This is a genomic window from Legionella gresilensis (assembly GCF_900639865.1).
GTDB lineage: Bacteria > Pseudomonadota > Gammaproteobacteria > Legionellales > Legionellaceae > Legionella_C > Legionella_C gresilensis.
Genome location: NZ_CAAAHX010000023.1, coordinates 1 through 26,266, shown reverse-complemented (window position 1 = coordinate 26,266; position 26,266 = coordinate 1). Strand labels below are relative to the sequence as shown.

The following is a 26,266-nucleotide window of genomic DNA, read 5'->3' as shown; positions in this document are numbered from 1 at the left end:
GAATGATAAAAATAATGGTATCAAACATTTTCTGATACCTATTAAGTTTGCCTTTTCTTATAAAGGAATAAAGCAGCTATTTAGAGAACTACCAGATTTATTACTATTAGGTTTTATTTTTGCATTAATCTGGGGATTATTAATTACTTTTAGTATTTGATCACTTACAAGAATGTATCTTGCATTAGCTTGTTGAGTTCACCCTAATAAATTTTGTGCTAAGTCTGATAAATTCTATAATCAGACTTAGTAAAATAGGTATAAGGGTGAATTCAACAAGCTAATGCAACCACCTTTTCGTTATCAAGTGGCAAGCAAACTACCTTATTTGCCAACTTTGCCGAAAACGGTATTTGGTGATTTTTAACGACCTGTTTTAAAGCTTAAAACATGCATAATTTTTCAAAAGAACGCTTGTGCATTACCGAAAATAGTCCATTTAATGTTTTAATTTAACAAAAAAATTAATGTCTATCGTTTCATTTTAAACGAAGGTACTTCATGCAAATCCGGTAAAGAGTGTCTGCGATGAATATTTTTTTGGGGGAACTCAAAGCCAATATAATCATCAGCAATTATGGTAGGATCAAAACCAGGATATTGGTCAGCTTTGATAGTAATCTTTAATTCTTCTAACGACTTTTTTTGAAATCCAATTTTATCATAAAAAATTTCTGCTCCTGTTGGTAGTTTTCTTGTATATAAAATGATCCCTCTTAGATGCGAAAATCTTTTGTTAAACACATCAATTATTTTGGTGCCAATTCCAAATTGAGAATATTCAGGCAAAACGGCCAACAAATCGATATAAACATAAGCCGTTTCTGGTTTTATTGCATATGTTGCACAACCAACAATCTTGCCATATGTAATATTTATACGCTTTTTTACTAAAACTTTCTGCGAGAATAAATTTCACTAATGACAAATCTTTTCCTTGTCTGGTATCCCAATCAATACTTAATTCTGCTTGGCAAACACTTCTAAAAAATGGCATATTAAGTTCCATTAATTGCTAATTAAGCGGCACTTTCAATTTCAACTGTTAATCCCAGATGATCTCTATCTAATAAATCTTGCAAACAAAGTCTTACAAATTGTTTTTTAGAATAACCTAAAAGCTCAGCATAATCTGCTGCTTTTTTAGGGCTAATAAGCCGTCGACCGTGTTCAATATCACATAAAATTTGTCGTGATACACCAAGAAGCTTAGCAAACTCAACTTGACTTAATTCCTCTCCTTGTCTTATAGCTCGTATAAAGCTACCAAGGGTTAGTTTCTCCTTTATTAATTCTTGCAATTGGTTTAAGGTTTTTTGAGTCTGTTTAGTAATCATGTTTATGCACCTCAATAATTTCGACAATTTCCATTTGCCCTGACTGGCCAATAATATAAATAGCACGATAAGCTTTCGATAAGCGAATGGAGCGCTGCCCTTTTCTATCACCTTTTAAGGGCTCATCATGATACCCTGGTATTTTTCTAACCTGACTTAACCCATCATGACCAACAGCGTCAATCCAGGCTGTTAATTTTGCTGTGATGTGTTTAGGCAGCTTCTTTAAATCACTGACGACACTTTTTCTTAACACAACATCAAAAATATCCACAGCAATCTCATAGTCTATTATTATTATTACATTATATTGTACGCAAAAAACGTGTACAAATCAAGTGAGCAATAAACATTTTTTTAAATAGAAATAATCTTAATATTGTCTAAATTTTAAGCCTACAGGGAGCCTGCTATTAAGTCTGATTAGCGCACTAATCGGACTTAACTGGACTATTGGAGGCGCGGATTCAGCTCATTAATGCCCTATTTCAGGCAGTAAACTTATCTTAAATAAAATTTATCTCTATTCTTTTTGCCAAATTAAACCTTTGCAGATAGTGTTTGTATTGAAAAAATTGCCTTACTAATATTTTAGCGTTTGATCATTTATATGATTAGCTATAGGCTCAAGTACCTTCGATAAAGGTGGATTAAATGATTGAGATAACTTCTGCACTTTATTTTTTAAATCAAATTCAAACTGGAGGGTATTTGTAGTATGTTGTACGTTACCATCTTTGTTAATAAAAGTTGCGTCATATTGTGCCTCAACTTTACTATCATGAATATCCATCTTTTTAATAGGAAAATGAATGAAAGCAGAACTAAAAACCTCAGATGCTGTTGAAAAACGTTGCTGTAAACTAGTTGGACTATCAGCAACTAATTCTTCATTAGTATAATAACTAAATTGCTCAGAAAAATAATTAGAAATATTTTCAACACTTTGTTGAAATCCACAACGACCTGTAGCATCTAACCAATCAATAAATTTCTTTGCCAATGTCTCTACATCTTGTAGTTGGAAGAAAGAATTTTTCATTTTAGTCCTATTAGAAAAAGCTAGGATGTTAACTTACCAAAAGAGATAAACAAGATCTATTAATTTAATACACATCTTAAACTAATGAAATTAAAATCCAGTAAAGTAAGATTTTCTAAAACTGTTTTAATAGCATGGTTTTTTGGGCACTACCTTGCTTTTTTAAAATAATGATATCAACTAGCTAATGCTGCTAATACATGCTCAGGATCTTTATTTATTGCACGCAGAAGTGCTTTTGCGGGACCCGTTGGCTCCCTTCTCCCCTGTTCCCAATTTCTTAATGTTCCAATATTTACATCAATTAAATGACAAAATTTTTCTTGGGTTAAGCCTGTTTTTTTTCTAATTTCTTTTACATGAACAGCGTCTACTACAAACTCTCGTGAAGGAACACGCTCACCATCAATAATTTCATTCATCTGAGTCATGCTTTCGTATAATCGTTCGAATAACTTTTTATCCATGATTACCACCGTTCATTTAATTGCCGCAACATTTTCTTTTGATCTGCAGTTAGATCATCTTGAATCTCTTTTTTATAAATAAGCAAAAGTCTTATTTGTGAAGCAGGTGTTACATAATAATAAATAATTCTAACACCGCCTCGCTTTCCTTTGCCTTGAGATGCCCATCGAACTTTGCGTAGTCCGCCGGTTTGCTGAATTACATCTCCCGCCAAAGGATGATCAGCAAGATATCTTTGAAACTCCGCATACTCGTCATCAGATAATAATTCTTTCACGTCTTCTGTGAAAACTGGAGTTTCAATAAAAATCATTACTATTCTTATTGTTCTTTGATGTATTAAGTATATAACTTAAACCAAAGTAAGTCAATGGCGTAGTTTTGGTATGTATATAAATGTGAGGTTTACTTTCTACCCTAATCTTTATCTAACGCGAAACAAACTTGAATTGACTCTGCTAACATGGGTTTTGGGACAATAAACTAGCTTAATCAATTCTTACTGGTAAAATTAAGCTTTAGAACACTACATTAGATAAATTTATAGTTATTTATGGCTGTCTTAACTTTTAAAGATGCAGATATATCAGAGTTACCTGAAATAATTAGTTTAATTACTCGTTCAAAATCACACTTTCATCCCAATAAAGAACGGTATGTAACCAATTTTGTTCAAGCCTGGGGACCCAATACTTACTATATTGAAGACAATATCTTACTAATTGCTAAACACCAGAATACAAGCATAGGTATTATTGGTATGCGCGCTCCTTCTTCCAAAAGACATTTTGCTGAGTTGGATTTACTATTTATAGATAACCTATTTATAGGTCAGGGCTATGGAAAACAACTTTGGAATAAGGCAAAGGAAATTGCTAAAAAAGAAGATTGGGAGTCATTTCAATTCATATCGGATAACACTCCAGAAGTAGTTGGTTTTTATGAAAAAATGGGTGCAGCGAGTATTGAGAATCTTACTCTAGCTACAGGTTGTTTTCCTATAATGGAATATATTTTACCAAATAATTAATTTTTCATTCCAAATACTAATGGCTTTATTAAGTTAATTCATGTGTTTTTGAGATATTCCAAATAAATCTCATTACGAAATATTTTACCGGTCTGTTTGAGTTAAAATTTATTTAAACTCCTCATCAAGGCCTGAATAATAATCATCCGTACCAAAAATTTCATTACATCTTTCTTTTACTTCTAGATATTCTATTTTTCGAAAGAGATTTCTCCTAAATGTTTGATAATTTTGATTAGATAGATGTAGAAATTGTTTTAATTCATGCTTATTAAGCCCTTTTAGAATTTCTGTCGGATAAGTAATGGCCATTGCTGGCCATTACTCTCCTAAGAACCGTACGTGCAAGTTTCCCTGCATACGGCTCAAGCCTTTCAAAGGATTCGGTAGAACCCCAGCTAATTGGGTAAATACATCTTAAAGTTACTAAGTTCAGGTTGCATTCTCTCGATCCAATGATATGGAGAGCATTTCATGCTTGGCAACTTACGTTGCTCAAAATACTCTTTGAAAATTGGATCAAAGTGATTAGCCTCTGCCCTTATTTTCCTATGCCTTATAATTGCTAGGTGCCCCATGTTGAATAAATCAAGATGGTCTTTATACCCTGCGGTTTTAGAATAAACTTGTGTTGAGAATATCCAATTTCTCAACCCTTTACTACGAAAGTATTTATTCTTGCACCATTTCCAATTTTTGTTAGGGTGGCGTTTCCTTATCCAGCGATATAAGGTTTGATAAGTGCGGTGATCAATCAAAGAAAATGTATCTTTGGCAACAGTATGACGATAATAATATGCCCATCCTCTTAGTTTAGGATTTAACAGCCTTATTAATTGTTCAGTACTTGCTGCTTTGTTATGACTGATGGTTTTTCTGATATCTTTCAGTATGGATTTGATATTATCTTTAGCTGGTTTTATCAGAAGTTTTCGGCCTTTAAGATACTTGCGGATGTTAAAGCCAAGGAAATTGAATCCCTCCTCAATGTGAGTGATTTTGGTTTTCTCTTTTGATAGAGAAAGTCCTCTATCCTCTAAAAAAGATCCAATGATAGGCTTGACTTTACTTTCAAGTATCTCTTTAGAGAAGCAAGAGACAATGAAGTCATCCGCGTACCTAACCACATTAATTCTATCACTTCGTTTTGCAATGGCTTTAATGGCATTTTCCAGACCATCAAGTTTCATATTAGCTAATGTGGGTGAAATAATTCCTCCTTGTGGCGTTCCTTCCCTGGTAGGCATCAGTGTTTGATTTTCCACGTAACCTGACGAAAGCCATTGTTTTAATATAACCTTATCCATTGGTATATTATTTAATAACCATTGGTGATTGATTTTATCAAAACAGGCTTTAATATCCGCCTCGAGAATCCACTCTGCATTGTGTTTTCTTGAAAAGAGAATAAAGCACTGCTGAATAGCATCAGCAGTTGAGCGTTTTGGCCTAAATCCATATGAATTTTTGTCTGCAGTAGTCTCAGCAATGGGTTCTAGAGCATACAAATACAAAGCTTGCATCGCTCTATCTTTCATTGTTGGAATACCTAGAGGACGCTTTTTGCCATTCTTCTTAGGGATATTAATTCTCCTAAGAGGCTGGGCTTTATACCCTTGTCTCTTTAAGGAGATAGCTGCATTGGCTTTTACCTTAGTAGTTTTCCAAAGGATGTTATCTACACCAGGTGTATTTCGACCTTGATTTTGCGTCACCTGTCTTACCGCAAAGACTTTGGCATAGAGCGAGTGAGTCAGAATCCATTGTAAAGCTTTTACTTTTCCAGGCCGATTTTCACGTTTAGCCTTTGCAATACGCATTTGCAGTCGATAAACATGTTTCTGGACTAGTTTCCAGTTAATGGCGCTCCAATCAAGTAACGTTGCAGAGGCTGCACCAGTCAAAGATTTCGATTTTGCTGTCATTTGCATTGCCTCAATTATTATCAATTCTACAAACTTTCTTACAAAGAAAGACCTGCTGGACGTGGGCACACTTTCGTGTTGGAGGCTGTTTCACTCCATATTCACACCATTACAGCATGACATTCGCTTTTTCCAGCATCCTAGACCTGCAAAGTTAAGGGTTAACCTCGCGGTTAACTTTCTCTTGCGAGAACTTTACAGGGTTTCCACGTTCCGTATGAATGAGCGCACCGATTTAGATGCCTGCTATCGACCGAGAAGTTTAATGGTCACGAAATACTTTTGGACAAGCCATATTTCCAACTTCTTTTACCGTTTTGGTCAGAGTGTCTCAATCACTTTCACTCTTTGGATATTACGGTCGTTACACAGATTCAGATATCTTCATCATGTCGGTTATCTAGCAACTTATCCGGTTGTGATTACCAGAAAGAGGCGTTTCTCACGAAATACCCCCATGCAATAATGCATCGCCACATTGTCAAGGCAGCTCTTTATTCATGCCTCTAGATTCACCTGGTGACACAGGTGGTTCCTGACTAGTTGTAGGAACAGCTCTTTCATACGACTTCGTGTCGCACTATCCATATATCCACACGGAGCGTAACAACCCGCGGACTAGTGAAGCTATAGTGTGGGTATGTGGGTAACAAACACAATTATAGATAGCATTATCCATAGGAATTGAATTATAAATAATCAGTTAAGGCCTGTCCCATTAGCCTTAGTTCAATGAGCTGTCCAAACCATCTTGCCTCATTTAAATCAATTTTTAACAACAAAGGGTCTTCGGTTTCATTTTGGTATTTAATAAAAAAATTACCCTGCTCCTTGTAGATTTTATTGAGAATAAGACCGTATTTTTTAAGGTAAATTAAACCGTATCTGGCACCTTCTAGTGATTCGCTTGGAGCAATAATAGCTAAGCTTTGATTAGGCCAATCACTATGACAAAATCGTTTATGAATAAAGAAGGCAAAACTCTCTTCAGGATATGAACCAACTATAAATTCATTGTTTATTTCTGATTGCTTAGAAAAATTCAATATATCCTAATTCCAGTTTAAAATGGGAAATTTCCTAACTGAACTTGTAGGCTGATTGGTTAGCTCTATTTCTAATAAGGTTGGAATTGAGATATCAAAAAATTGAGCTAACTTTTGCAAAAGCGCCCTTCTTGGCTTTTTAGTTTTACCTGATAAAAGATGGTGTAAGGTGGGTTGAGGAATTTTAGACTCTTTGGAAAGCGTTAGAGTATTTAGACCCTGCTTCATCATTAACGCGTGTAAATTTTTAGCTAGTGTATTGCTCATTATCGAATCATTCTAAAGTGAGATTTCAAACTTTATTGATGGTCTTAAGTACTAAATGTTTGTAATCTTATGAAGTTAAACCTAATGTACTTTTTCTAAAATCAAAGTCTTGTTAACTAATTGTCCTAATTTGCCTTCCTGCTGATACACAATTTTAAAACCAAGGGTTTGTCAAAATTCAAATACTCGCTCATTCTGTGCTTAAATAATGCAGCGCATTTTATCGGGTGAAATAGCTTGTTCAAGCACATTAAAAAATTGGGCACCTAAACCCTGCGCTCGGATTGCAGTCCATCAAAACAGCTTTCACACTTTGAAACAATGCGAATGTTAACAGAACAATTTAGTATATAACTGTAATTTAAAATTTAAGGTTTTTTAGGTTAATTTTTTTCAACGGTGCCAGTAAAACTATTTTTAGATTCATCCGTTGTTGAAGATATAAGGTTACCTGAATTCGAAAAAAAGGAATTCTTTTCTAACCCCTTGGTTTTACTGGTATCAAGACTTTGAGTTTTGTCTCTTTCCCTAACAAATTTCTCTATTTCTTTGCGTACGGTTTCATTCTCGATGCAATCTAGTGGCTTACGTCCTTTTTTGTCAGCAAGGTTGATATCAGCACCAGCTATTATGAGAGCTTTTAATATATCCAAATTTTTACGCTCAGCTGCAACATGAAGCGCTGATTTTCCCAGGATATTTTGATGGTTAACATCAGCTCCATAAGTTATCAGAAGGTTTATTATGTCAATATAACTACAACGAGTTGCAAGTATAAGATAACTGTCATCTGTATCATTGTTAAATTTATTAGGAGACATTCCTGCTTTAAGTAAAAGCTCGACTGTATCTTTATGGCCATTACGCACAGCCCAAAACAATGGTGTAAGAAAACTTTCAAAATAATAGTCACCTGATACTTGACGAGTAGTTTCACTTATTGAGCTATCTTTCTTATCTTTACCAAAAGATAGTTTCATTAAAGTAGTTAGGAGCTTATTATCGCCATTAGCTGCTGCTACACTGCATGCTTTTTGAATGTCTTTATTTCTTAGTAGACCATCTTGAATAGCCTTAGTTAAAAAATCAGAGCCAAACGCAGCAGCAATGACGATAGCTGCTTGAGTGGAATTTTTATCTTCTTGAAATAATTTTTTAAAGTGGAATACATCAAATAGATTAGCCCGGTCATTTTTTGCAGCCCAGGCAAATAAAGTCAAGAATCTCATGTTATCTAAAAGTTCTTCTTTTTCTTCTGCAAAAACTCTATCCAATTCACTAGTTGGATTTAATAATAAAAATTCACCAATCTCGCATTGCTCTTCTAATAAGGGATCTAAATTTTCATTCCGACCGGCTAAATTATCTGAAATTTTCTTTTTGAATTTGTCTATCCTTAACAAATCACACCTCATAAAATTTGAGGGCGGAACATCAAGGAAAAGATCATCAACAGACCACTCAGTTCTTTTTTTCAATTTTTCCTACCACTAAATATGGTTTTTTGTTTAAAAAATCTTATTATAAAGCAATATTAATACATATAGCAATATTTAAAGCCAATTTATAGTGTAATGAATACAAGGTATAAAGCTCCGTTGAAAAAATACAATTAACATCTTTTGCCAAACAAGCATTAAAGCGCCTTTATAAAGAAGATATTCCCTATAATAAAAGCGGCATTATACTCGCTGTAATAACGCCTAAGTCACACTTACAAATAGATTTATTTCATCAAGCCTCTGATGCTATAGTCGCTCAATCTGAAAAAGTAATGTCGATAATGGAGTGTATTAATAAAAGAAATGGTACATGTACCATTCGGCTTGCAGCAGAAGGCTTTCAAAAGAAGTGGACGATGAAGCGAGAAATGAAAAGTCCTTGTTATACAACTTGTTGGTCAGAATTGCCTTATGTAAAAACAAAATGAAAAATAAAATTGAAGTTGAACTTATTTAAACTAATTTAGCACATTAACATTTAAATATACCATTACTAGGCAATGGAACTAAGCAAAATCTTAAGTATCTTTATTTAGAATAAAAGATATTATGGCAGCGTTGCAAATACTATAAAAGATAATAAACGTTAAATTTTAGGTAGATCTCACTTGTAAATTCCGAACTGTTCATTGATAAAGGCTACTTCATTACGTGTCCATTTCTTGAATTGTCCTTTTTTAAACATGCGCATGATTTCAAAACCCTTAATCGTAGCATAAGCGGTTTTCATCGATTGGAAGCCCAAGGTCGGATTGACGAGCCGTTTAAGCTTACCATGATCGGCTTCCAGTCGATTGTTGCGGTATTTAATTTGATGATGTTGAACATGGGCTGAAAGGTGACCTTCTTTTTTTAGGGCTTTAATCGCTTGACCATACGCTGGGTTTTTATCGGTATTAATGACGCTGACATCACAGGTAGGATTGTGATTAATAAGCTTTTTCAGAAATCGTTTTGCGGCAAGGGTATTACGCCGATGTGATAGAGAAAAATCAATCGTATTGCCGCGCTCATCAATAGCACGATACAAATACTTCCATTCGCCTTTCACTTTAATGTAGGTTTCATCAAGGTGCCACCTTCTAGAATAATCCCTTTTATACCATTTTAGTTGGCGCTTCAGCTTCGGTGCATAATGCTGAACCCAACGGTAGATCGTAGTATGATCGAGCTCAAGCCCTCGTTCCTTCATCATCTCTTCTAAATCACGGTAGCTAATACCATACTTGCAATACCAGCGCACGCATTGCAAAATCACTTCACCATGAAAATGGCGCCATTTGAAATCAGCAGGATTTTTTAAACTCATTAAAACACATCTCAAAGGGTGGTAAGTATACTATCTTCTTGTTTTTGCAACAGCGCCGAAAAATGTGTAGGGCTTGCTTGTTGCACCAACAATAGGAAGTCCCTTAAGACCGCAGCTGAAATGCTGCAGTTATTAATTAAGTTAAACAATCCCATAATTATACAATTTATAGAAAAATATAAAGATATACAAGATAGTAATATCTGGAAGGTATTGCAATGGTCTAGTGAATCTACTCTTCCAGAAAGAATTAGACCTTTAAATTCCAATAGATTATTTGTAATAAAGCAAGATTTAATTAATTTAGAAAGCAATGATCATAGGCCAGAGTTTTTAGAAAAAGCGACCATGTCTTCGCTAGTTATTTAGTTTAGAATCTTTAAGATTAAAGATTCTATTTCTATTTTACAATCTTAGGTTGTCAATTTATTTGATTTTAAATTTTGAGAATATTCTTTTTCATTTGGATCAGGACGATACGGAAATAGGAAAAATCGATTTTTTAGATATTCAATATTGACAGCCTCACCAACTTGATTATTAGTCAACTGCTTATTTAATGATTCATGAGCAAATTTTTCACTATGGGTGGATAGAATTTTACCTTGACTTTCTTTTAGTGCCTCTTTTAATCCCCTTCTTTCTTCAGCTTTTTTCCTATCATATTTCCGTTGCTTAAGAAGATGTAATTTTGTTTCTGCTCCTGTTTCCGGATCTATAGCTTTTTTTGCATAGTACCTATCATTATATTCTCTTTTTTTAAGTTGTTTATATGTTAATTCATTATCTGGCTTTTTAAGCTTTCCCATAGTAATATCCTTGTAGATTAAAAATTATATTTACTTCATTTAAATCAACGGAATGTTCTTACCTACTTTAAGTAAATTCTTTGATTATAAATTGGTGATAGTATAAGTNTTTTTGGATAGATCTCAGTAGATTTCAAATTGTTTGATAATAAATGAGCTTTCAGTTTGATTGCCATACGTCCAGATATTAAATTGCTCTTTTCGAAACATCCGCATAATTTCAAATCCCTTAATTGTAGCACAAGCAGTTTTCATGGAGGGAAATCCTAAAACAGGATTGATAAGACGTTTAAGCTTACCATGGTCAGCTTCTAAGCAATTATTACGGTATTTTATTTGCAAATGACTAACTTGTGGCGCTAAATTTTCTTTAATAGCCTGCTTAAACGCTGGATTGTTATCTGTATTGATAATACTGACAACACAGGTAGGATTGCTCTTTATTAATTTTTTTAAAAACCTTTTCGCCACTTTAGCATTGCGACGATGCGACAGGTAAAAATCAATGGTGTTACCATCTTCATCAATCGCTCGGTACAATTATTTCCATTCGCCCTTGACTTTGAGATACGTTTCATCGAGGTGCCAACGGCTAGCATAACGCTTTTTATACCAGTCTAGTCGTTTATTTAGCTCAGGAGCATAATGCTGGACCCAACGATAAACTGTCGTGTGATCAACTAGTAAGCCGCGCTCCGTCATCATTTCCTCTAAATCGCGATAGCTAACCCCATATTTACAATACCAGCGCACACATTGCAGGATTACTTCACCATGAAAATGGCGCCATTTGAAATCAGCAGGATTTTTTAAACTCATTAAAACACATCTCAAAGGGTGGTAAGTATACTATCTTCTTGTTTTTGCAACAGCGCCGAAAAATGTGTAGGGCTTGCTTGTTGCACCAACAATAGGAAGTCCCTTAAGACCGCAGCTGAAATGCTGCAGTTATTAATTAAGTTAAACAATCCCATAATTATACAATTTATAGAAAAATATAAAGATATACAAGATAGTAATATCTGGAAGGTATTGCAATGGTCTAGTGAATCTACTCTTCCAGAAAGAATTAGACCTTTAAATTCCAATAGATTATTTGTAATAAAGCAAGATTTAATTAATTTAGAAAGCAATGATCATAGGCCAGAGTTTTTAGAAAAAGCGACCATGTCTTCGCTAGTTATTTAGTTTAGAATCTTTAAGATTAAAGATTCTATTTCTATTTTACAATCTTAGGTTGTCAATTTATTTGATTTTAAATTTTGAGAATATTCTTTTTCATTTGGATCAGGACGATACGGAAATAGGAAAAATCGATTTTTTAGATATTCAATATTGACAGCCTCACCAACTTGATTATTAGTCAACTGCTTATTTAATGATTCATGAGCAAATTTTTCACTATGGGTGGATAGAATTTTACCTTGACTTTCTTTTAGTGCCTCTTTTAATCCCCTTCTTTCTTCAGCTTTTTTCCTATCATATTTCCGTTGCTTAAGAAGATGTAATTTTGTTTCTGCTCCTGTTTCCGGATCTATAGCTTTTTTTGCATAGTACCTATCATTATATTCTCTTTTTTTAAGTTGTTTATATGTTAATTCATTATCTGGCTTTTTAAGCTTTCCCATAGTAATATCCTTGTAGATTAAAAATTATATTTACTTCATTTAAATCAACGGAATGTTCTTACCTACTTTAAGTAAATTCTTTGATTATAAATTGGTGATAGTATAAGTGTAATAAATTATTTACATTGTATAATTTTAATTCATATGCCACCTATCGAGAATCTAGTATTTTGGAAACCATTTATTTCCAAATCAGAAAGGCAAATACGCGAAATCCATTTAACTTTTAGCCAAATAGAATCATTGAGATTTTTTTAAAGATTTTAAGCAAATTTAGCGTTAGTTATAAGTGAGAAGTATTAAGTTATTTAATCTAAGATAGTTAATCCTTTATTGGTTATTTACAAGCGAGACTTAGGGCTAACAGCCGCGCGCTCCATCGCCTGGCAACAGCTAAAAAAGAACAACATATTTATTTTCTAATTAAAGCTAAAATCATTCTGTCTCTCTTTCACTATTTCCTCTTTTTCAGAAAATTTAGTTTGATTCCCAGAGTTTAATAAGGAGAACCTCGTTAGGGGACTGGTATTAACTGGTTTAGAAGAAACCTCAGGTTGTGAGTCCCTTAATAATAAATTATTATCTTTTGAGGCAACAAAAACAGGCCTTTCGTGATCATTTTTTTTCCATTCTTGAAAAGCGTGCTCCATTTCTTCAGTAATAAACGCACCATATGGAGAAGGGATAAAACCATCATCTATGTCAAACGCAGGCGTTATACCCTCTGTTAAAGTATTTTCTTTTTTTGCATAACTTAAGGCATAACAATAAAGTTGTGAAGGTGAGAAAAATAAAATACTATTTCGAGCAGGCCAATCTATTGCTGTAGAAAATGGATTTTTTTCATACAATAAATTTAACAGCTTCCAAGCATCTTCTTTACCTGTAACTTGGGATAATATTATCGGACCTCGATTAATATAAAGCTGTGAAGTTTTTAAGAAGGAGATTAATCTTTCAATATCAGAGGAAAATTTTTTATGATCATTTTTAGAGTTTTCTATATAGTCCCTTTGTGGGATAAACTTTGGTAAAACAGTTAATGTGGTTGCATTGGCTGGAAATCTGTCGGTAATTAAATTTATTTCTTCATTCTCTAATGTTTTACCATACTTTCCCTTAGCTCATTAAGAATAATATTTAATTCCTGAAGTGTTCTTTCTGAATATGGTAATACCTCACCATTAATAGATAATTCTTGAATAGGGTGGTTTGGATATAATGCAGCTAAGGCATTAATATAGTTTGCATTGTTAGCTTTCAATTTAAATTGAAACTGGGGATACCACATTTTTCACCCCGATAAGTTTATTTATATTTTAGTTTACTACTGATAAAAATTATCAAAAAAATAATATTATCAATCAGTTATTATTTTAATAGAGGTATAGTTTTTGAGAAGGTGTAATTTGGAAATTTATAATTTCCAAATTGGAAAGTATAAATTTCCAAATTACACCATTCTTTAAAAAAAATAACCTAACTAAAATTGTCTACACTTTTATTCCTGCCTAATTATTTTCTATGATTACTATTGCATTAAATTCTAGTTTGCTTTTTAAAGAGAAGTCTGCTTATGATGAAGCTCAGATGATAAGTCGTATTGCTAACGAAATGTTAGCAGGTAACTATATAAATTATAGCGCTTTATTAAATCTCTTTATATCGCCTATCTTTCAAGAAAACTTGAAAAATGATGTTGCCTTAAAAGAACTTATTAGCAACCTTGGCATCGAATGTACGAAACAAGCTGATGCTGGATGCTCTTATGTTAAGTTGTTACAAGCGCTTTTATATTATACGGGTATAAGTTATCCTCTAGATCATCGTAAAGCTATTGATATTTTGAACAAAGAGATCACACTAGGTAATCCTGTAGCAATGACGCTTCGAGCTATAATGCATGAGCGTAGTGAAGGTGGGCCTGTAAATCTTTTGGCAGCTATCCAGCTTTATGATCAAGCAATTTTGTTCGGGGATGATTGTGCGATGCATAATCGGGCCTTGATACATCTACAAGGTTTAGGCGGGTCGATAAATTATCCAGAAATCATTCGACTTTTTGACCAGGCAATTTTATTGGGAAATTCTTCTGCATTGGCTAATCGGGCTTTCATGCATGAACAAGGTCTAGGTGGACCAATAAATTATCCAGAAGCTATTCGACTTTATGACGAGGCAATTTTATTACGAAACTGTTCTGCCATGAACAATCGAGCTACCATGCATCAACGAGGTCGAGGTGGGCCGGTAAATTATCCAGAAGCTATTCGACTCTATGAGTGTGCACTTAGACATGGCTCTTTTGAGGCAAAAAATAACATTAGTATAGCAATTTACCATTATTTTAATGATAGGAGACAAGCAGAAGCGTTGCTAATATACTTATGGGATGATCTAATCAGCGGCCAATCCTTTTCTAAAATAACCTTGTCTGTTCTAAGTAAATATTGCAAAGAGGATGTTATCGCTTACTTACAAACTTCATTATTAAGCACAAGTCTTGCATTTTTAAAACAATTAAAAACTGATAGGCTTCATCCTATTGCGTTAATTCTTAATGATGGCCGCACTGATATAACGAGTCAAGAATTTAAATCGCTAATGAAATATGCTCAATCCTTGGCAGACACGCGAGTAACTTTCTTTCATGAAGAACGTAAAAAAGTAGCGTCTTCGCCATTTAATTCTCTACCTATTGAAATAAAAATGCACTTATTCTCATTTCTGCAGCCTGGAATTGAGCTTGATAGACAACAGGAAAAAGATTCTGGCTTACCCGTCCTTACCCCTTTTGACAAGTTAAGAAAAAATTAATAGCTATTTTAAAAACCAAAACTTTAACCAATCGGTTTATAATTGGTAATGTGTTGAAAATAAAAAATTAATGAGAAATGAAGAAGTACTAAAACTATATAATATCTATATTAGAGGGTAAATAAAATAAATCATAATAGCAGATTTTAAAGTCTACCTCGTGAAGTAGAAAATTTTTTGTAAAAAAGTTCTATATTGCTTAGTTTTAAAATGACATGTAAATATTGGCCGACATATTCTTGTCATCAGGATTTTCTTGTGCTTGGTTAAAAAAGCTATTTTTGTTAGCAGCACTTAACGGTACAACATTATTATTTTGTTTAGAAATAGTAGTTGCTAGCGTCGTTTCCTTTAAAGGGTCTACAAGTAAAAAATCTATAATAGCACGATGTCCCATGCGTAAAGCTATATCAAGTGCCTTTTTATTATGTTGATTTTTAACGTTTCTCTCAATTCCAGCTTGGCAGAGTAATTTTACTATTTCTAGGAAGCCACTTTCTACTGCATAAAATAAGGCTGTATTCCCTTCTTTATCACAAAGTGTAACGTCAGCACCTTGAGATAATAATAATTTGATATTTGGTATAATAGCTGCCTTTGCTGCTAACATTAATGGTGTTCGCCCTTTAGCATCCCCAAGGTTAATTAATTTGCCAAATCCTTTAGTAAATAAAAAGCTTAGCATATTATTAGGTTGATTAGCTGCTAATGTTAGGCCGGTCTTTTTTTCATTAGCCAAAAGTAAATTTTTATTTGTTTCTAAAATAAGTTCTACTACTTGACTATCTTCTGTTTGAACTGCTGCTAAAGCATGTTGCTCTTTTAATAAAACACCATAATTTAAAATAAATCCTATTAATTTTGTATTTCCGGTTTGGATTGCTAATAAAATATGTTGCTCCTTTAACGAAACACCGTGACTTAAAATAAGCTTAATAATTTCTAAAGCTTCATTATCAATAGCCTGTATTAGTGCATTATATTTATTATCACTATCTTCTAAAGGTAAAAGATAATTAATGATAGGTAATTGGTAATGTTGAACCGCTGTCAATAAGAGAGGCGTACTTATATAAAAAGGAGTGCCGTCTATCATATTAAGACTTTTTGTAAAGGTCTTTTTATAACCACCCTTTGCAATATGGTTTTGGATAGTTAATAAATCACCCTGCTTAATAGCATCAATAAGTTTTTTTCGATAATGAGAGGTCATTAAATGTTTTTCTACATATCGATTAAAAGCCTGCTTCATTGCCTTGGTCTCCTTTAATAAGGCAAAAGATAATAAAATAAATAAACATAACAAACAATTTTAATTTATAGCTTTAATAGCCTGCGTAAAAAATTTAATTTTATAAAAATTATGGGAATTTTTTTACGTAGATAATGCATAATTTAAATTGGTAATTTAATTGGTTTTGTTTCAAGCGCTGTTTTTCAATAATTTCAGTGCTTTCTTTTATAACCAATCAACATCAGCTAATTTTGTAAATGCCTCAACACCAGAAGAAGCAACAAAGCCTAATCTTTAACAGTAATTTAGGATTAGTATTTTAATAGTCATTAAGTTATCTGATGATCCATAAATTATAGGCTACTAAATTTAGCTTAAAATGCTTATTATTTTTATAATTACTATAATTTGGAAAGTTTATTTAAGTAGTAATAAAAATAATAGCCTTAGACGAAAATACAATTATAAAAAATGCTGAGTAAGAAGAAAAGTTGAACTGATTTTAATAAAATAAGTTTTTCAGACCAATACATTTGTGACTTAAAGACGACCAGAAATAGTTAGTTCTTCAAAAGCTAAAGTTTTTGTAGATAAGCTTAGCTATTTTATAAATAATTGTTCAGCTTGCTTTACAAGTTTCATTAAATCAATACTTATGCTATGTAAGTCGGTATTTCTAAGCCTAAAGAAGTTATGTATTTAAGAAATATTAAAAAATAAAAAATTTTAATCTTTTATTGCCTAAAGAATAATATAAATGGATTATACAAAACAAACAAAAGTTAGCGCAAAAATTTCTAACGTAGTAGATAGACGTTAAAACGCCACCTAAAAAAACTATTTATGTTTTTAAGTTACTTTGGATGTATAACATGACCGTTAGTCTTTTATTAATCGCTTTTGAGTTTGGTAATATGCTTAATCAATAGATTTGGTGCATTAATTTCTTTAAGGTGTAGTAATCGATTTTATACTATTACTTAAATTATGGAAAATATGAAATTTATTAATTATTTTACTTTTTTTAAAAAAGCAACGGACACAAATAATTATTTCAATGAGCTTCCTGCTGAGATAATAATGTTAATTGCCTCTAAACTTGACAATAATTCAATTGCCAAATTTGGACTGACAAGTAAAGAAAATTACTATATTGCGCAAGATACTACTACTTATATAGATGTAGTAATAAATTATCAAGCTCAACAAGTAGCCCGTATTAATCATCGCTTTTCAAATATTAGTCACTATTTAAAAAAGCAAGCTAATATACATAATGTAATTAATAATTATGAACAATACACTTTAAGTGAGACTATTAATTTAATGGGATGGATAATAGGTGGAGTTACGTTAAGCACATTTTGCGGTTACACTTATGGTTCGTTTACTGGCTGGCTAGGTGGCATGTTAGGTGGTTTTTTGGATAGTTCATTAAATTATATTACAAATGCTACTCCTATTAATATTGAATCATCATTAGGCTCATGGTTAGGGTGTTCTATAGGCTAGGGTATCGGTGGCTTATTAGGTGCTACTGGGAGTGGATTAGCAATGGGATTTTATTATCAAATCGTTACTCCTAAAGAGAAAGAAGCAAAGATAAAACTTCCTAACGAAGCTGAGCATAGTTTAACTAGATCTCTCCAAGAAGAAGCTAAGATTAGGCCATAAAATTATTTTATAGTACTACTACCCCCCTTAAAAGACGTTATGGTCCTAATTGGGTTTAACCATATTATTTCTTTTAATAAAAAAAGAAAGCAAAACTTAGTGATGGTAAACACCACTAAGTATTAAATAATTAAATATTAAATTACACTTATATCCTACTAAAACGAATATTAAGTTTAGTTAAAACCATTAACTGCCTTTTCTTGTAATTCCTCTTTTCCTTCGAGCCCCTTATCTACTACTTCATTAGAATTAGATTTATAAAAGAGGCCGCCATTAATAGGTGATGAATTTAGCTTACTGCAAAGCTCCTGAGCACAACGTTGCGCCACAAGTTTTGTATGGCTTGTGTTGAATTGAAGCGTATGTCCATCTGCATCAGACCAAATCACTTTCTCTACATTATTAAATACCGATTTTAAAGCTTTTCGCTGTTCAAATGACATTTTTTGAATCTCTTCATAATTTAATTTAATTGTTTTTATATAAGGCAGGGAATTGGCAATTTTTTCTAATACTTTAATAGAAAAGCTATCTAAATGATTACCTACTAAATTAAGTGAAGATACATGCTTCGGTAGGGCTCGAAATGCTTGGTCTAAGTGATTACATATTTGATCAAGCTCGTTGTTGCTTAAATTTAAGTGAGTGACACCAGGAGGAATAGCAGATAATATTAATGGCAAATCTTTAACTACTGGTACTCCAAGGCCATTAGAGCTTAGATTAAGTGAAGTGACTCGTTTAGAAATAGAAGAAAAAATATGTGCCAACTCTGCTGCTGCCACTTTATAAAAATTATTACGTGCTAAATTAAGTGAGCCAATGTGATCAGGAAGGGCTTTAACTAGTTGAGCCAATTCTTCACTACTTAGCTCATTAAGCTCGTTGCCACTTAAATCAAGCTTGACAATATTTTTAGGAATAGCTTTGATCATTTGCACTAGCTCTTCGATAGGTGGCCGACGCATATCTTGTATTTCCTCATTGGAACGGGCGATGAGTTGATTACTTAAATTAAGCGAGGTTAGCTGTTTAGGTATAGCTCTAACTATATCTTCTAACTCTTTCCCCTTCTTAAAAATTATGTTAATAATTCCGTCTTCTAAATAACGTACATGATTAGGAAGTGATTCAAGTATTTTTTCTATTTCTACTGCTTTTAACTTAGAATATTCCTCCCCGCCTATATCAAACTTAACAATATTATTTGGAAGTGCTCCTAATACTTGAATAAATTTATTTACCATTGTCTTTTGCAAAAGGTATTTATTTAATTCATATTCACTATTATATCTATCTAATTCAGAATTGTTACTATCATTAAGGTTACTTTCAGAATAACCTAAGTTAAACGATTTAATAGAATTAGGAAGAGCCTTTACTATTTGTACCAATTCTTTACCTAGCTTTTTACCTAAACCATTGTAGCCTAAATTAAAAGAGGTGATGTGGCTAGGTAGCGCTTTTATTATTTGTAATAATTCCTCAACTGTTTTATCACCTAAGTTATTACTACCTAAGTTAAGCGAGTTAATGTGACTGGGTAATGCCTGTATTATTTGCGCTAATTCTTCCCCTGTTTTAGCATCAAGTGCATTATTAGCTAAATTTAAGGTCTTTATATGTTTAGGAATGGCACTAAAAACTTGCTCTAAGTCTTCAGTACTCATGTTAAGGCCTAAATGACTAAGATTAAAATCGAGTGTATCAATTCCTGGCTGAAGTTCTGCAAAGGCCTTTACTAAATCCTTAACATCCACTGGTACTTCTATTCTAATTTGGAGCGAGTTTATATTAAGCGGTAAATCTTTAATAGCATCAGAGAGAGTTACATAATGTTTATTTTCTTTGTTGCTTATCCAAGCGAAAGGATAGTTATTTTTGCGTGATTGCTGCCAACCTAATACAGCAGATTGAAGAAATTTAAAATCATCATAGCTAGGATCTGCGCCATTCTGGTCAGTTCTTACAGAGCCGATTTTCCAAGACGGAAAAGTAAAATTCGTTTGTTCTTTTTTCATTTTAATTCCTCATAAAATTGAGCAAACAAAATATAGAATTTTTTATATTTATTCAAATATATTTTAATTAAATTAAAAATTAATAATTCTTTAAATATTTACAAATTATACAATTTATTTTTGAAAAATAATTTAAAATAGTTATGCCGTGATTTATTTCCAAATCCAATATAATTTACTGAAATACCTTTCTTACAACTTATATAAGATACGCTATTTTCATTATTAATCTACGCAATAAAACACAAGTTTATCATGATGAAAATTTAAGTTATTGAAAATAAACATTTATTTTTTATAAAATTCAATTTTTAAATAATTTTTAATTATCAGGATTTATAGTTCATCTACTAATTTAAATAATTATTTCCAATTTGGAAATTTATAATTACCAAATTAATATATTCAATAAAAAGCCATAATTATGATACAATCAAGTCGCCGTGAAATATTTAAAATTTTTGCACACAAAATTTCTTTAAATACTCTTTAATTTAATAAAATAATACAGATAAAATATCCTTATAAGTTAAAATAATATTACATAGAAAAAATTAGGAATTTAAATTTTTTAGTGTTGTATAAATCAATTGATTTAGTTCTTTAACTAAATCAAATCACTAAAATACTTTTTAAAGTTCTATAACAAATTTTGCATTAGCTATAAAATCTTTAAAATATTAGTTTCGTTGTAAAAACAGCCAACCTAAATATAATTTTTGTTTTTTTAAATGAAGCAAATTGCGTGAATAATTCAAAAAAAATTCAAATGGCGGCACTTTCATAGAAAAATTATTTAGTTATAGAAATTTATAAGAAATGATCTTTGAATAGGGATTAGTAATTAATCACAAAACTATTTATTTTTGGTTTCAATACTATAAGCTAGAGTTCAAAAGTGATTAAACACTCCAATAAGGTATTCTTAAAGAATATTTTATTAATCACATATACTAACTTTATTAAAATTTAATGATTCTGAATCAGAATTTATATCACTTTTTTTTCTGTTAAAACGTCCTTTTTAACTTGTTTTGGCCCTAATATAATAGGTAAGAAAAGCTAGACAGCATTTTAATTTTATATTATCTAAATTAATATTATTCTTTCTTTATGTTAAATAATAATATTTTCACGGAAATCGGTTCTCCTTTGAATTTAGTTTGTCTAAACTCATTAGGCTATATAAGGTATCATTTTTCAGCCTTTAACTTTACTTAAGAAACTTATACCATATTAGGGCACATCGGGTAGATTGTTAACGCCTAAACCCTAATGCATAAATTTGAGCGAGATTTTCAACTGTACCGTATGTACAACTATATTGAACGGGTTCTGTCGGTATCTCCCTTGCATCTTCATGCTCTCTAAAGGTTGTTTGTGAGACGATATTAATGCCCTTTTGTATTGCTTCAGCGTAAGAGCTTGCCATAATTCGATTTGCTCCTACTGTCCATGAAATTCCATTTTCTACAAAAGCATCGGTGCTCGTAAAGGCAGAAAAAGCTCCACTAAATTTCACTGCTTTATCAATTTTTGTTGCTGCTTTTTGAATGGTATCAATAGAAGGACAAAGTATCGTTTCTATTTGAGCATATGCACAAGTTGCTGCAATAAGTGGTAAGGAGAAACTTATTTTCTTAATAAATCTTATATTCATTCGACGTAATCCCTTAGATTCATTTATAAAATATAAAATAAAGCCATTAATAATACTGGCTTATATTATCGAATGCAATTTTAATAGATGGTATAGCCTACACGCATGAAAAATTTTGAAATTAAATGCACTACAACTTGTTTGAGACATCATCAAGAGCTGAAAAGCCCATAGCCTAATTAACTGAGCCTTTTAATGGAATCTATTAATAAAAAATATGGTACAGATACTATTCGCCTTGCATAAGGTTTTCAAAGAAGTGGGCTATGAAGCAAGATATGTTTAGCAGTTTTATTTATATATCTCGATAATTTTAAAAGCATTAATGATAATCTAGACCACAATGCAGGCGATATATTATTAAGTCAAGTGGTAAGAAAATTAGTACTTAGTCTGCGTAAAACGGATACCGTTTTTCGATTTGGTGAAGAGTTTGCTAGTTTTTGTTTGGTTCATATCTAGCTTAGTTCAACATACACATCGGTACCTATTAAATCCAGTTACGATTGGTATAAAAAATAATGTTTTTATTACAGTTAGCATGGGAATAAATATTTATCCTAAATACAGTAAATTACCATCAAGCCTTTTAAAAAAGGCGGTTATGGCAATGTATTGGGCAAAAAAACAAGGCCGAAATCCTTATGCAATTTATAGAAAAGCATTTAGTCAAGATTCTAAAAGACAATTAGAGCTGATAAGTCAGCTACACTTAGCTATTGAAAAAAATTTATTTAGTTTATCAACCTATTATCGATCTGAGTAATGGGCAAATTTGTTCTCTTAAAGCCCTTATACGATGGCGTCATCCTAAAATGGGTCATATTTCTCCTACAGAATTTATTCCGCTAGCAGAAGAAATCCCCTAAATTATTAATATAAATCTATGCCAAATGCTTGAAAAAGGGTTAATAATTAAACAATAAGATACCGAGTTAATTTTATTTCTTACCTTATTAGTTAAGATTATCAAGTTTCAATTTGAAAATCTAATTTCTAAAACTAAAATTTTCTTGAAGTATAGTCCACGATAAGGTTATTAGGCAGAATTTTTAATTTTTGAACCATCTAAATCGACACTAATCTTTCTTTCTGCAATTTTAAACAATAACAGTCCTGTAGAAGCGGTTTTTTGTAAAGTGCCTTTGATGCTTAGTTTGTCTCGATTAAGTAGACTTTGGAAGGTATCATTTATCCAGTCTTTAACTCTGCTTAAGAATCCTCTAGCTTTATCATACTTTATAAGTGGTTTAAGAATCTTTTCCGTTGTAAATTTTTCAAATTTAATTCGCAAATTAACTACAGCCTTAGGTTCAAGTAAGTCTGTTGATTCCATTAATCCTTGAATCTGAGTAGAAAGACCATGTAGTGTTTTATCTTGGTACTCTTTAGTTTGAAAAGCCGAACTCCAGGATGGTTCTTTGCCAAGAGCATTTTTCAATATTTTAGATATAGGTGAGTCATTTTTATGATATTTTAATTCCTCCTCAAGTAAATTTCTACCGAAAGATAATCCCTGATTCAAAACGGTTAATATACTACGCAGGTTTTTCTGCTGCTCCCCTTTTTTATATACTAATTCATTTAATAGCGCATCCTGAACAGCAAATAATTTATAATACTCCGGCTCACTAGTATCAGGTGTCCAATTATAAATAGAATAATATATTCGGTCATATATCTCTCTATCTAATAAATTTATATTATTTATTTCAGAAGCAAAAATTGCTCTTATCCCTAACGCTAAATCATCACCATTATATATTCCTGGTTTTTGTTGGCATGACTTTTGAGCGCGATCATAAACCTTTATTGCGCTTTGATTTGCCGCGTTTAGATCAAACTCTTTTTTAAAAAAATTATCAAGCATAATTAATTGCATGTTTAAACAATTTGTATTATTTTAATACTTATATTGTTTGATGAGAATCTAGCACTTTGGAAACTCTAAATGTCTAAATTGGAAATAAGGGCGATTTGCAAATAATTTAGGACTACTAAAATGTAGATTTCAGGCGCAAATTAGTCATTTTATAATTTTAAAATTATAAACTTTTTAGAAGAAAAGAAACAAAGTATTTAGCTTTTTAATCACTAAGAATTTAAAGTTATAGTAATAACAATGTCTTTAATAGTGCTTCAACTTGAGTTTGCCGGCGCTGTTATTGCTGGCCAAATTCAAACCTTGCCCTTATTCGAGCACTATGAAAATACATTAATAAAAAAACTTTCAATAATGATTCAACCAATTGCACTGTTGTGTTGCGTTTAACTCAATTTGAAATTAATGCGTCAGAAGATTATAAGAATATTCCATTATAATACCAAAACTATTATATAGTTCGCTTTATAAGGCCGTATCTTTTAAAAAAAATGATGCAATGATACCTCATTGTGCAATTTGGGAATCTGCCCCGGTAACTATAACTTGCAATGTATTCGTAGGTGAAATCAATCTGTCTATCATTGAATTATTCAAATGAACTAATTCATTCAGTTATGACTACTAAATTAAAAGCTGTCAATTAGATCATGTTAGGCTTGATGTGTAACGTTTCTTCACCTTTTACACCAGAGCGGGTCTTTTTGCAAGACCATCAATAGCTAATACTAGCTTGGCTAGAGCAATAAAAAAGTACAAAGATTTTATTCAATTCTACAGTTCTACAGTATTTTATTTCCATTTTAGAAAAAATTGGTTTCCAAATTACTGAATTCTCACAAAGTATTACTTGTATTAAAATTATTCAATAAGTTAATTTATGGGGCAATATATGAATTTACAAGAAACTCTCAAAATTCAACAATCAGGTCAGGAGCCGGAAGAGTTAATATTTAACTTTAGTATGAAAAATATTAATGATAAGGGCGCAAAAGCCATCGCGGACGCATTACAGTCAGGCAAGGCACTGCAAAGACTAACCCTTGACCTTTCAATCAATAAAATTAGCGATAAGGGCGCAAAAGCCATAGCCGAATATTTAGAGTCAGGCAAGGCACCGCAAAGTTTAACACTTGACCTTAGTGAAACTTGTATTAGTGATAAGGGCGCAAAAGCTATCACGGACGCGTTACAGTCAGGCAAGGCGCCGCAAAGACTAACGCTTAACCTTGCGGCTAATAAAATTAGTGATGGCGGCGCAAAAACCATTGTCGAAGCGTTGCAATCAGGTCAAGCACCGCAGGAATTAACACTTGACCTTAGTGAAACTGAGATTAGCGATGCCGGCATAGAAGGCTTCTTCGACGCGTTACAGTTAGCCAAAGCGCTGAAAGGATTCACGCTTAACCTTAAAGCAAATGAGATTAGCGATAAGGGCGCAAAAGCTATAGCGAAATATTTAGAATCAGGTAAAGCACCGCAAGGGTTAACGCTTAACCTTAAGAGTAATGACATTAAAGATGAGGGTGCAAAAACTATTGCCGAGGCTTTACAATCAGGTCATGCGCCCCAAGGTTTAACGCTTAACCTTAGTGAAACTGATATTAGTGATAAGGGCGCAAAAGCCATTGCTCAAGCTTTACATTCAGGTAAATCACCCCAGGATTTAACACTTGACCTTAGTGAAACTGATATGAGTGATGAGGGCGCGCGAGCACTTGCTGAGGCTTGTGCTTATCAAAATCATTTTAAACATAAAAAAATAACCTTGATAGGAATACATAAAGATATCCTAGAGGAAACCAAGAAAAATTTAATTGCCCAGAGCAAAGCCATGGTTTTTTCAATTAAAAACCATCCAGAGCTTACTAAGCAAGGTAAAGATACGCTTTGTCGTCATATTCTGCCTAGAATGATGTTCTTTGTTACCCACCCCGAACAAAAAGAGTTTGAGCAGCCTACAAAATCGAAGAAAAGAGATCGTGTTGAAGTTAGCGATGAAGAATTGGGTCAAAATAAATTTTCAAAACTATAGCTTAATAGGGTCTCAAGAAAAGACCCTTTTTGATAATTTTGATTCTATTAAGCTATTAATTTTTAGCAGCAGCAACTAATTATTTATCATTAAACAAACTGTGTTGCCTATAATTGCAAGTACCTTTATAAAAGATAATTGCATATTTTTTGAATAATACGTTAATATATTATCTAATTTGCTTCTGTTGCAAAAACGAAAATCTGTACAAAAATGCATTTTTTGGATAGATCTCAGTAGATTTCAAATTGTTTGATAATAAATGAGCTTTCAGTTTGATTGCCATACGTCCAGATATTAAATTGCTCTTTTCGAAACATCCGCATAATTTCAAATCCCTTAATTGTAGCACAAGCAGTTTTCATGGAGGGAAATCCTAAAACAGGATTGATAAGACGTTTAAGCTTACCATGGTCAGCTTCTAAGCAATTATTACGGTATTTTATTTGCAAATGACTAACTTGTGGCGCTAAATTTTCTTTAATAGCCTGCTTAAACGCTGGATTGTTATCTGTATTGATAATACTGACAACACAGGTAGGATTGCTCTTTATTAATTTTTTTAAAAACCTTTTCG

General features: G+C 32.3%; 33 protein-coding genes and 1 pseudogene. 11 read left to right on the top strand and 23 right to left on the bottom strand.

Annotation, left to right across the window (positions count from 1 at the left end):
• Positions 1 to 471 precede the first annotated feature (471 nt).
• From E1P04_RS16550 to E1P04_RS16520, 7 genes are all read right to left on the bottom strand, one after another.
• Positions 472 to 807 (bottom strand): GNAT family N-acetyltransferase, encoded by a 336-nt coding sequence (locus E1P04_RS16550; protein ID WP_345788927.1) that lies wholly within the window; start codon positions 805 to 807, stop codon positions 472 to 474.
• Complete coding sequence (locus tag E1P04_RS16545; protein WP_131783981.1) at positions 782 to 997, bottom strand: hypothetical protein; 216 nt, start codon at positions 995 to 997, stop codon at positions 782 to 784. Before E1P04_RS16545 ends, E1P04_RS16550 begins: the two co-directional genes overlap by 26 nt.
• Positions 998 to 1,019: 22 nt before the next feature.
• Positions 1,020 to 1,337, bottom strand: a complete 318-nt coding sequence (locus tag E1P04_RS16540; RefSeq protein WP_131783980.1) for a helix-turn-helix transcriptional regulator — start codon at positions 1,335 to 1,337, stop codon at positions 1,020 to 1,022.
• Positions 1,327 to 1,611 carry a hypothetical protein gene (locus E1P04_RS16535; protein WP_131783979.1) on the bottom strand — a complete coding sequence of 95 codons (285 nt, stop codon included), beginning with the start codon at positions 1,609 to 1,611 and terminating at the stop codon, positions 1,327 to 1,329. The genes E1P04_RS16540 and E1P04_RS16535 overlap by 11 nt, the downstream gene beginning before the upstream one ends.
• Before the next feature lie 309 nt (positions 1,612 to 1,920).
• A complete protein-coding gene (locus E1P04_RS16530) occupies positions 1,921 to 2,379 on the bottom strand; it encodes a hypothetical protein (protein ID WP_131783978.1) in 459 nt (152 codons plus the stop codon).
• A gap of 176 nt (positions 2,380 to 2,555) precedes the next feature.
• Positions 2,556 to 2,846: a helix-turn-helix domain-containing protein gene (locus E1P04_RS16525; protein WP_058441751.1), complete on the bottom strand. Its 291-nt coding sequence runs from the start codon at positions 2,844 to 2,846 to the stop codon at positions 2,556 to 2,558.
• A gap of 2 nt (positions 2,847 to 2,848) precedes the next feature.
• Positions 2,849 to 3,160, bottom strand: a complete 312-nt coding sequence (locus tag E1P04_RS16520) for a hypothetical protein (protein ID WP_131783977.1) — start codon at positions 3,158 to 3,160, stop codon at positions 2,849 to 2,851.
• A 240-nt stretch (positions 3,161 to 3,400) separates the two neighbouring features.
• Between E1P04_RS16520 and E1P04_RS16515 the strand changes: the two genes are divergently transcribed.
• Positions 3,401 to 3,877, top strand: coding sequence for a GNAT family N-acetyltransferase (locus tag E1P04_RS16515; RefSeq protein ID WP_131783976.1), 477 nt, complete (start codon positions 3,401 to 3,403; stop codon positions 3,875 to 3,877).
• 108 nt (positions 3,878 to 3,985) lie between these two features.
• Here the strand turns inward: E1P04_RS16515 and E1P04_RS16510 are convergent, their stop codons facing one another.
• The 5 genes from E1P04_RS16510 to E1P04_RS16490 all read right to left on the bottom strand — a co-directional run bounded on the left by E1P04_RS16510 (position 3,986) and on the right by E1P04_RS16490 (position 8,593).
• Positions 3,986 to 4,189: a hypothetical protein gene (locus E1P04_RS16510; RefSeq protein WP_131783975.1), complete on the bottom strand. Its 204-nt coding sequence runs from the start codon at positions 4,187 to 4,189 to the stop codon at positions 3,986 to 3,988.
• Between the two features lie 86 nt (positions 4,190 to 4,275).
• The gene (gene ltrA, locus E1P04_RS16505; protein WP_131783974.1) at positions 4,276 to 5,802 is read right to left on the bottom strand and encodes a group II intron reverse transcriptase/maturase; all 1,527 of its coding nucleotides are present in this window, start codon (positions 5,800 to 5,802) and stop codon (positions 4,276 to 4,278) included.
• Between the two features lie 689 nt (positions 5,803 to 6,491).
• Positions 6,492 to 6,848 carry a hypothetical protein gene (locus E1P04_RS16500; RefSeq protein ID WP_131783973.1) on the bottom strand — a complete coding sequence of 119 codons (357 nt, stop codon included), beginning with the start codon at positions 6,846 to 6,848 and terminating at the stop codon, positions 6,492 to 6,494.
• Positions 6,849 to 6,854: 6 nt separating this feature from the next.
• Positions 6,855 to 7,115, bottom strand: coding sequence for a helix-turn-helix domain-containing protein (locus E1P04_RS16495; protein WP_131783972.1), 261 nt, complete (start codon positions 7,113 to 7,115; stop codon positions 6,855 to 6,857).
• Positions 7,116 to 7,498: 383 nt separating this feature from the next.
• Positions 7,499 to 8,593, bottom strand: a complete 1,095-nt coding sequence (locus tag E1P04_RS16490) for an ankyrin repeat domain-containing protein (protein ID WP_131783971.1) — start codon at positions 8,591 to 8,593, stop codon at positions 7,499 to 7,501.
• Between the two features lie 296 nt (positions 8,594 to 8,889).
• Here E1P04_RS16490 and E1P04_RS18465 point away from each other — a divergent pair, with 296 nt between their 5' ends.
• Complete coding sequence (locus E1P04_RS18465) at positions 8,890 to 9,045, top strand: DUF4113 domain-containing protein (protein ID WP_131783970.1); 156 nt, start codon at positions 8,890 to 8,892, stop codon at positions 9,043 to 9,045.
• A 176-nt stretch (positions 9,046 to 9,221) separates the two neighbouring features.
• Here the strand turns inward: E1P04_RS18465 and E1P04_RS16480 are convergent, their stop codons facing one another.
• Complete coding sequence (locus tag E1P04_RS16480) at positions 9,222 to 9,926, bottom strand: IS6 family transposase (RefSeq protein WP_131783969.1); 705 nt, start codon at positions 9,924 to 9,926, stop codon at positions 9,222 to 9,224.
• A gap of 120 nt (positions 9,927 to 10,046) precedes the next feature.
• Here E1P04_RS16480 and E1P04_RS16475 point away from each other — a divergent pair, with 120 nt between their 5' ends.
• Positions 10,047 to 10,295 carry a hypothetical protein gene (locus E1P04_RS16475; RefSeq protein WP_131783968.1) on the top strand — a complete coding sequence of 83 codons (249 nt, stop codon included), beginning with the start codon at positions 10,047 to 10,049 and terminating at the stop codon, positions 10,293 to 10,295.
• 44 nt (positions 10,296 to 10,339) lie between these two features.
• On the opposite strand, the gene E1P04_RS16470 is transcribed toward E1P04_RS16475, so the two are convergent.
• Together E1P04_RS16470 and E1P04_RS16465 are read right to left on the bottom strand one after the other, a co-directional pair.
• Positions 10,340 to 10,735 (bottom strand): hypothetical protein, encoded by a 396-nt coding sequence (locus tag E1P04_RS16470; RefSeq protein ID WP_131783967.1) that lies wholly within the window; start codon positions 10,733 to 10,735, stop codon positions 10,340 to 10,342.
• 123 nt (positions 10,736 to 10,858) lie between these two features.
• Positions 10,859 to 11,554, bottom strand: a pseudogene (locus tag E1P04_RS16465) (IS6 family transposase).
• Positions 11,555 to 11,674: 120 nt separating this feature from the next.
• Between E1P04_RS16465 and E1P04_RS16460 the strand changes: the two are divergent.
• The gene (locus tag E1P04_RS16460) at positions 11,675 to 11,923 is read left to right on the top strand and encodes a hypothetical protein (RefSeq protein WP_131783968.1); all 249 of its coding nucleotides are present in this window, start codon (positions 11,675 to 11,677) and stop codon (positions 11,921 to 11,923) included.
• A 44-nt stretch (positions 11,924 to 11,967) separates the two neighbouring features.
• Here the strand turns inward: E1P04_RS16460 and E1P04_RS16455 are convergent, their stop codons facing one another.
• The 3 genes from E1P04_RS16455 to E1P04_RS16445 all read right to left on the bottom strand — a co-directional run bounded on the left by E1P04_RS16455 (position 11,968) and on the right by E1P04_RS16445 (position 13,654).
• Positions 11,968 to 12,363: a hypothetical protein gene (locus E1P04_RS16455; protein WP_131783967.1), complete on the bottom strand. Its 396-nt coding sequence runs from the start codon at positions 12,361 to 12,363 to the stop codon at positions 11,968 to 11,970.
• A 419-nt stretch (positions 12,364 to 12,782) separates the two neighbouring features.
• Positions 12,783 to 13,214 (bottom strand): hypothetical protein, encoded by a 432-nt coding sequence (locus E1P04_RS16450; RefSeq protein ID WP_131783966.1) that lies wholly within the window; start codon positions 13,212 to 13,214, stop codon positions 12,783 to 12,785.
• A 245-nt stretch (positions 13,215 to 13,459) separates the two neighbouring features.
• Positions 13,460 to 13,654 carry a hypothetical protein gene (locus E1P04_RS16445; protein ID WP_131783965.1) on the bottom strand — a complete coding sequence of 65 codons (195 nt, stop codon included), beginning with the start codon at positions 13,652 to 13,654 and terminating at the stop codon, positions 13,460 to 13,462.
• Positions 13,655 to 13,887: 233 nt separating this feature from the next.
• Here E1P04_RS16445 and E1P04_RS16440 point away from each other — a divergent pair, with 233 nt between their 5' ends.
• A complete protein-coding gene (locus E1P04_RS16440; RefSeq protein WP_131783964.1) occupies positions 13,888 to 15,180 on the top strand; it encodes a tetratricopeptide repeat protein in 1,293 nt (430 codons plus the stop codon).
• 205 nt (positions 15,181 to 15,385) lie between these two features.
• Here the strand turns inward: E1P04_RS16440 and E1P04_RS16435 are convergent, their stop codons facing one another.
• A complete protein-coding gene (locus E1P04_RS16435) occupies positions 15,386 to 16,432 on the bottom strand; it encodes an ankyrin repeat domain-containing protein (protein WP_131783963.1) in 1,047 nt (348 codons plus the stop codon).
• Positions 16,433 to 17,410: 978 nt separating this feature from the next.
• Between E1P04_RS16435 and E1P04_RS16430 the strand changes: the two genes are divergently transcribed.
• Positions 17,411 to 17,926, top strand: a complete 516-nt coding sequence (locus E1P04_RS16430; protein WP_131783962.1) for a hypothetical protein — start codon at positions 17,411 to 17,413, stop codon at positions 17,924 to 17,926.
• 338 nt (positions 17,927 to 18,264) lie between these two features.
• Here the strand turns inward: E1P04_RS16430 and E1P04_RS16425 are convergent, their stop codons facing one another.
• The gene (locus tag E1P04_RS16425) at positions 18,265 to 20,112 is read right to left on the bottom strand and encodes a leucine-rich repeat domain-containing protein (RefSeq protein WP_131783961.1); all 1,848 of its coding nucleotides are present in this window, start codon (positions 20,110 to 20,112) and stop codon (positions 18,265 to 18,267) included.
• A 1,258-nt stretch (positions 20,113 to 21,370) separates the two neighbouring features.
• Positions 21,371 to 21,772, bottom strand: coding sequence for a hypothetical protein (locus tag E1P04_RS16420; protein WP_131783960.1), 402 nt, complete (start codon positions 21,770 to 21,772; stop codon positions 21,371 to 21,373).
• Positions 21,773 to 22,048: 276 nt separating this feature from the next.
• Between E1P04_RS16420 and E1P04_RS18460 the strand changes: the two genes are divergently transcribed.
• From E1P04_RS18460 to E1P04_RS18455, 3 genes are read left to right on the top strand one after another with little or no spacing between them, the layout of a single operon-like run.
• Positions 22,049 to 22,234: a diguanylate cyclase gene (locus tag E1P04_RS18460; protein WP_131783983.1), complete on the top strand. Its 186-nt coding sequence runs from the start codon at positions 22,049 to 22,051 to the stop codon at positions 22,232 to 22,234.
• Positions 22,206 to 22,538 carry a diguanylate cyclase domain-containing protein gene (locus tag E1P04_RS16410; protein ID WP_165482838.1) on the top strand — a complete coding sequence of 111 codons (333 nt, stop codon included), beginning with the start codon at positions 22,206 to 22,208 and terminating at the stop codon, positions 22,536 to 22,538. Before E1P04_RS18460 ends, E1P04_RS16410 begins: the two co-directional genes overlap by 29 nt.
• Positions 22,492 to 22,641 (top strand): EAL domain-containing protein, encoded by a 150-nt coding sequence (locus E1P04_RS18455; protein WP_131783958.1) that lies wholly within the window; start codon positions 22,492 to 22,494, stop codon positions 22,639 to 22,641. Before E1P04_RS16410 ends, E1P04_RS18455 begins: the two co-directional genes overlap by 47 nt.
• 170 nt (positions 22,642 to 22,811) lie before the next feature.
• Here E1P04_RS18455 and E1P04_RS16400 read toward each other — a convergent pair whose 3' ends face one another.
• Positions 22,812 to 23,654, bottom strand: coding sequence for a hypothetical protein (locus E1P04_RS16400; protein ID WP_131783957.1), 843 nt, complete (start codon positions 23,652 to 23,654; stop codon positions 22,812 to 22,814).
• A gap of 240 nt (positions 23,655 to 23,894) precedes the next feature.
• Between E1P04_RS16400 and E1P04_RS17770 the strand changes: the two genes are divergently transcribed.
• Together E1P04_RS17770 and E1P04_RS16395 are read left to right on the top strand one after the other, a co-directional pair.
• Entirely contained in the window at positions 23,895 to 24,044 is a 150-nt protein-coding gene (locus E1P04_RS17770; protein WP_165482836.1) for a hypothetical protein, read from the top strand.
• A 502-nt stretch (positions 24,045 to 24,546) separates the two neighbouring features.
• Positions 24,547 to 25,689, top strand: coding sequence for a leucine-rich repeat domain-containing protein (locus E1P04_RS16395; RefSeq protein ID WP_165482835.1), 1,143 nt, complete (start codon positions 24,547 to 24,549; stop codon positions 25,687 to 25,689).
• Positions 25,690 to 25,922: 233 nt separating this feature from the next.
• Here E1P04_RS16395 and E1P04_RS16390 read toward each other — a convergent pair.
• A partial coding sequence (locus tag E1P04_RS16390) for a DDE-type integrase/transposase/recombinase (protein ID WP_131783955.1) occupies positions 25,923 to 26,266 on the bottom strand: 344 nt, incomplete at its 5' end.

Excerpts from the sequence above, each read along its gene's own strand:
- E1P04_RS16545 (WP_131783981.1), bottom strand. The coding sequence starts at position 997 with ATGCCATTTTTTAGAAGTGTTTGCCAAGCAGAATTAAGTATTGATTGG.
- E1P04_RS16540 (WP_131783980.1), bottom strand. The coding sequence starts at position 1,337 with ATGATTACTAAACAGACTCAAAAAACCTTAAACCAATTGCAAGAATTA.
- E1P04_RS16530 (WP_131783978.1), bottom strand. The coding sequence starts at position 2,379 with ATGAAAAATTCTTTCTTCCAACTACAAGATGTAGAGACATTGGCAAAG.
- E1P04_RS16525 (WP_058441751.1), bottom strand. The coding sequence starts at position 2,846 with ATGGATAAAAAGTTATTCGAACGATTATACGAAAGCATGACTCAGATG.
- E1P04_RS16520 (WP_131783977.1), bottom strand. The coding sequence starts at position 3,160 with ATGATTTTTATTGAAACTCCAGTTTTCACAGAAGACGTGAAAGAATTA.
- E1P04_RS16515 (WP_131783976.1), top strand. The coding sequence starts at position 3,401 with ATGGCTGTCTTAACTTTTAAAGATGCAGATATATCAGAGTTACCTGAA.
- E1P04_RS16510 (WP_131783975.1), bottom strand. The coding sequence starts at position 4,189 with ATGGCCATTACTTATCCGACAGAAATTCTAAAAGGGCTTAATAAGCAT.
- ltrA (WP_131783974.1), bottom strand. The coding sequence starts at position 5,802 with ATGACAGCAAAATCGAAATCTTTGACTGGTGCAGCCTCTGCAACGTTA.
- E1P04_RS16495 (WP_131783972.1), bottom strand. The coding sequence starts at position 7,115 with ATGAGCAATACACTAGCTAAAAATTTACACGCGTTAATGATGAAGCAG.
- E1P04_RS18465 (WP_131783970.1), top strand. The coding sequence starts at position 8,890 with ATGTCGATAATGGAGTGTATTAATAAAAGAAATGGTACATGTACCATT.
- E1P04_RS16480 (WP_131783969.1), bottom strand. The coding sequence starts at position 9,926 with ATGAGTTTAAAAAATCCTGCTGATTTCAAATGGCGCCATTTTCATGGT.
- E1P04_RS16475 (WP_131783968.1), top strand. The coding sequence starts at position 10,047 with ATGCTGCAGTTATTAATTAAGTTAAACAATCCCATAATTATACAATTT.
- E1P04_RS16470 (WP_131783967.1), bottom strand. The coding sequence starts at position 10,735 with ATGGGAAAGCTTAAAAAGCCAGATAATGAATTAACATATAAACAACTT.
- E1P04_RS16460 (WP_131783968.1), top strand. The coding sequence starts at position 11,675 with ATGCTGCAGTTATTAATTAAGTTAAACAATCCCATAATTATACAATTT.
- E1P04_RS16455 (WP_131783967.1), bottom strand. The coding sequence starts at position 12,363 with ATGGGAAAGCTTAAAAAGCCAGATAATGAATTAACATATAAACAACTT.
- E1P04_RS16445 (WP_131783965.1), bottom strand. The coding sequence starts at position 13,654 with ATGTGGTATCCCCAGTTTCAATTTAAATTGAAAGCTAACAATGCAAAC.
- E1P04_RS16440 (WP_131783964.1), top strand. The coding sequence starts at position 13,888 with ATGATTACTATTGCATTAAATTCTAGTTTGCTTTTTAAAGAGAAGTCT.
- E1P04_RS16435 (WP_131783963.1), bottom strand. The coding sequence starts at position 16,432 with ATGAAGCAGGCTTTTAATCGATATGTAGAAAAACATTTAATGACCTCT.
- E1P04_RS16430 (WP_131783962.1), top strand. The coding sequence starts at position 17,411 with ATGAAATTTATTAATTATTTTACTTTTTTTAAAAAAGCAACGGACACA.
- E1P04_RS16425 (WP_131783961.1), bottom strand. The coding sequence starts at position 20,112 with ATGAAAAAAGAACAAACGAATTTTACTTTTCCGTCTTGGAAAATCGGC.
- E1P04_RS16420 (WP_131783960.1), bottom strand. The coding sequence starts at position 21,772 with ATGAATATAAGATTTATTAAGAAAATAAGTTTCTCCTTACCACTTATT.
- E1P04_RS16400 (WP_131783957.1), bottom strand. The coding sequence starts at position 23,654 with ATGCAATTAATTATGCTTGATAATTTTTTTAAAAAAGAGTTTGATCTA.
- E1P04_RS17770 (WP_165482836.1), top strand. The coding sequence starts at position 23,895 with ATGTCTTTAATAGTGCTTCAACTTGAGTTTGCCGGCGCTGTTATTGCT.
- E1P04_RS16395 (WP_165482835.1), top strand. The coding sequence starts at position 24,547 with ATGAATTTACAAGAAACTCTCAAAATTCAACAATCAGGTCAGGAGCCG.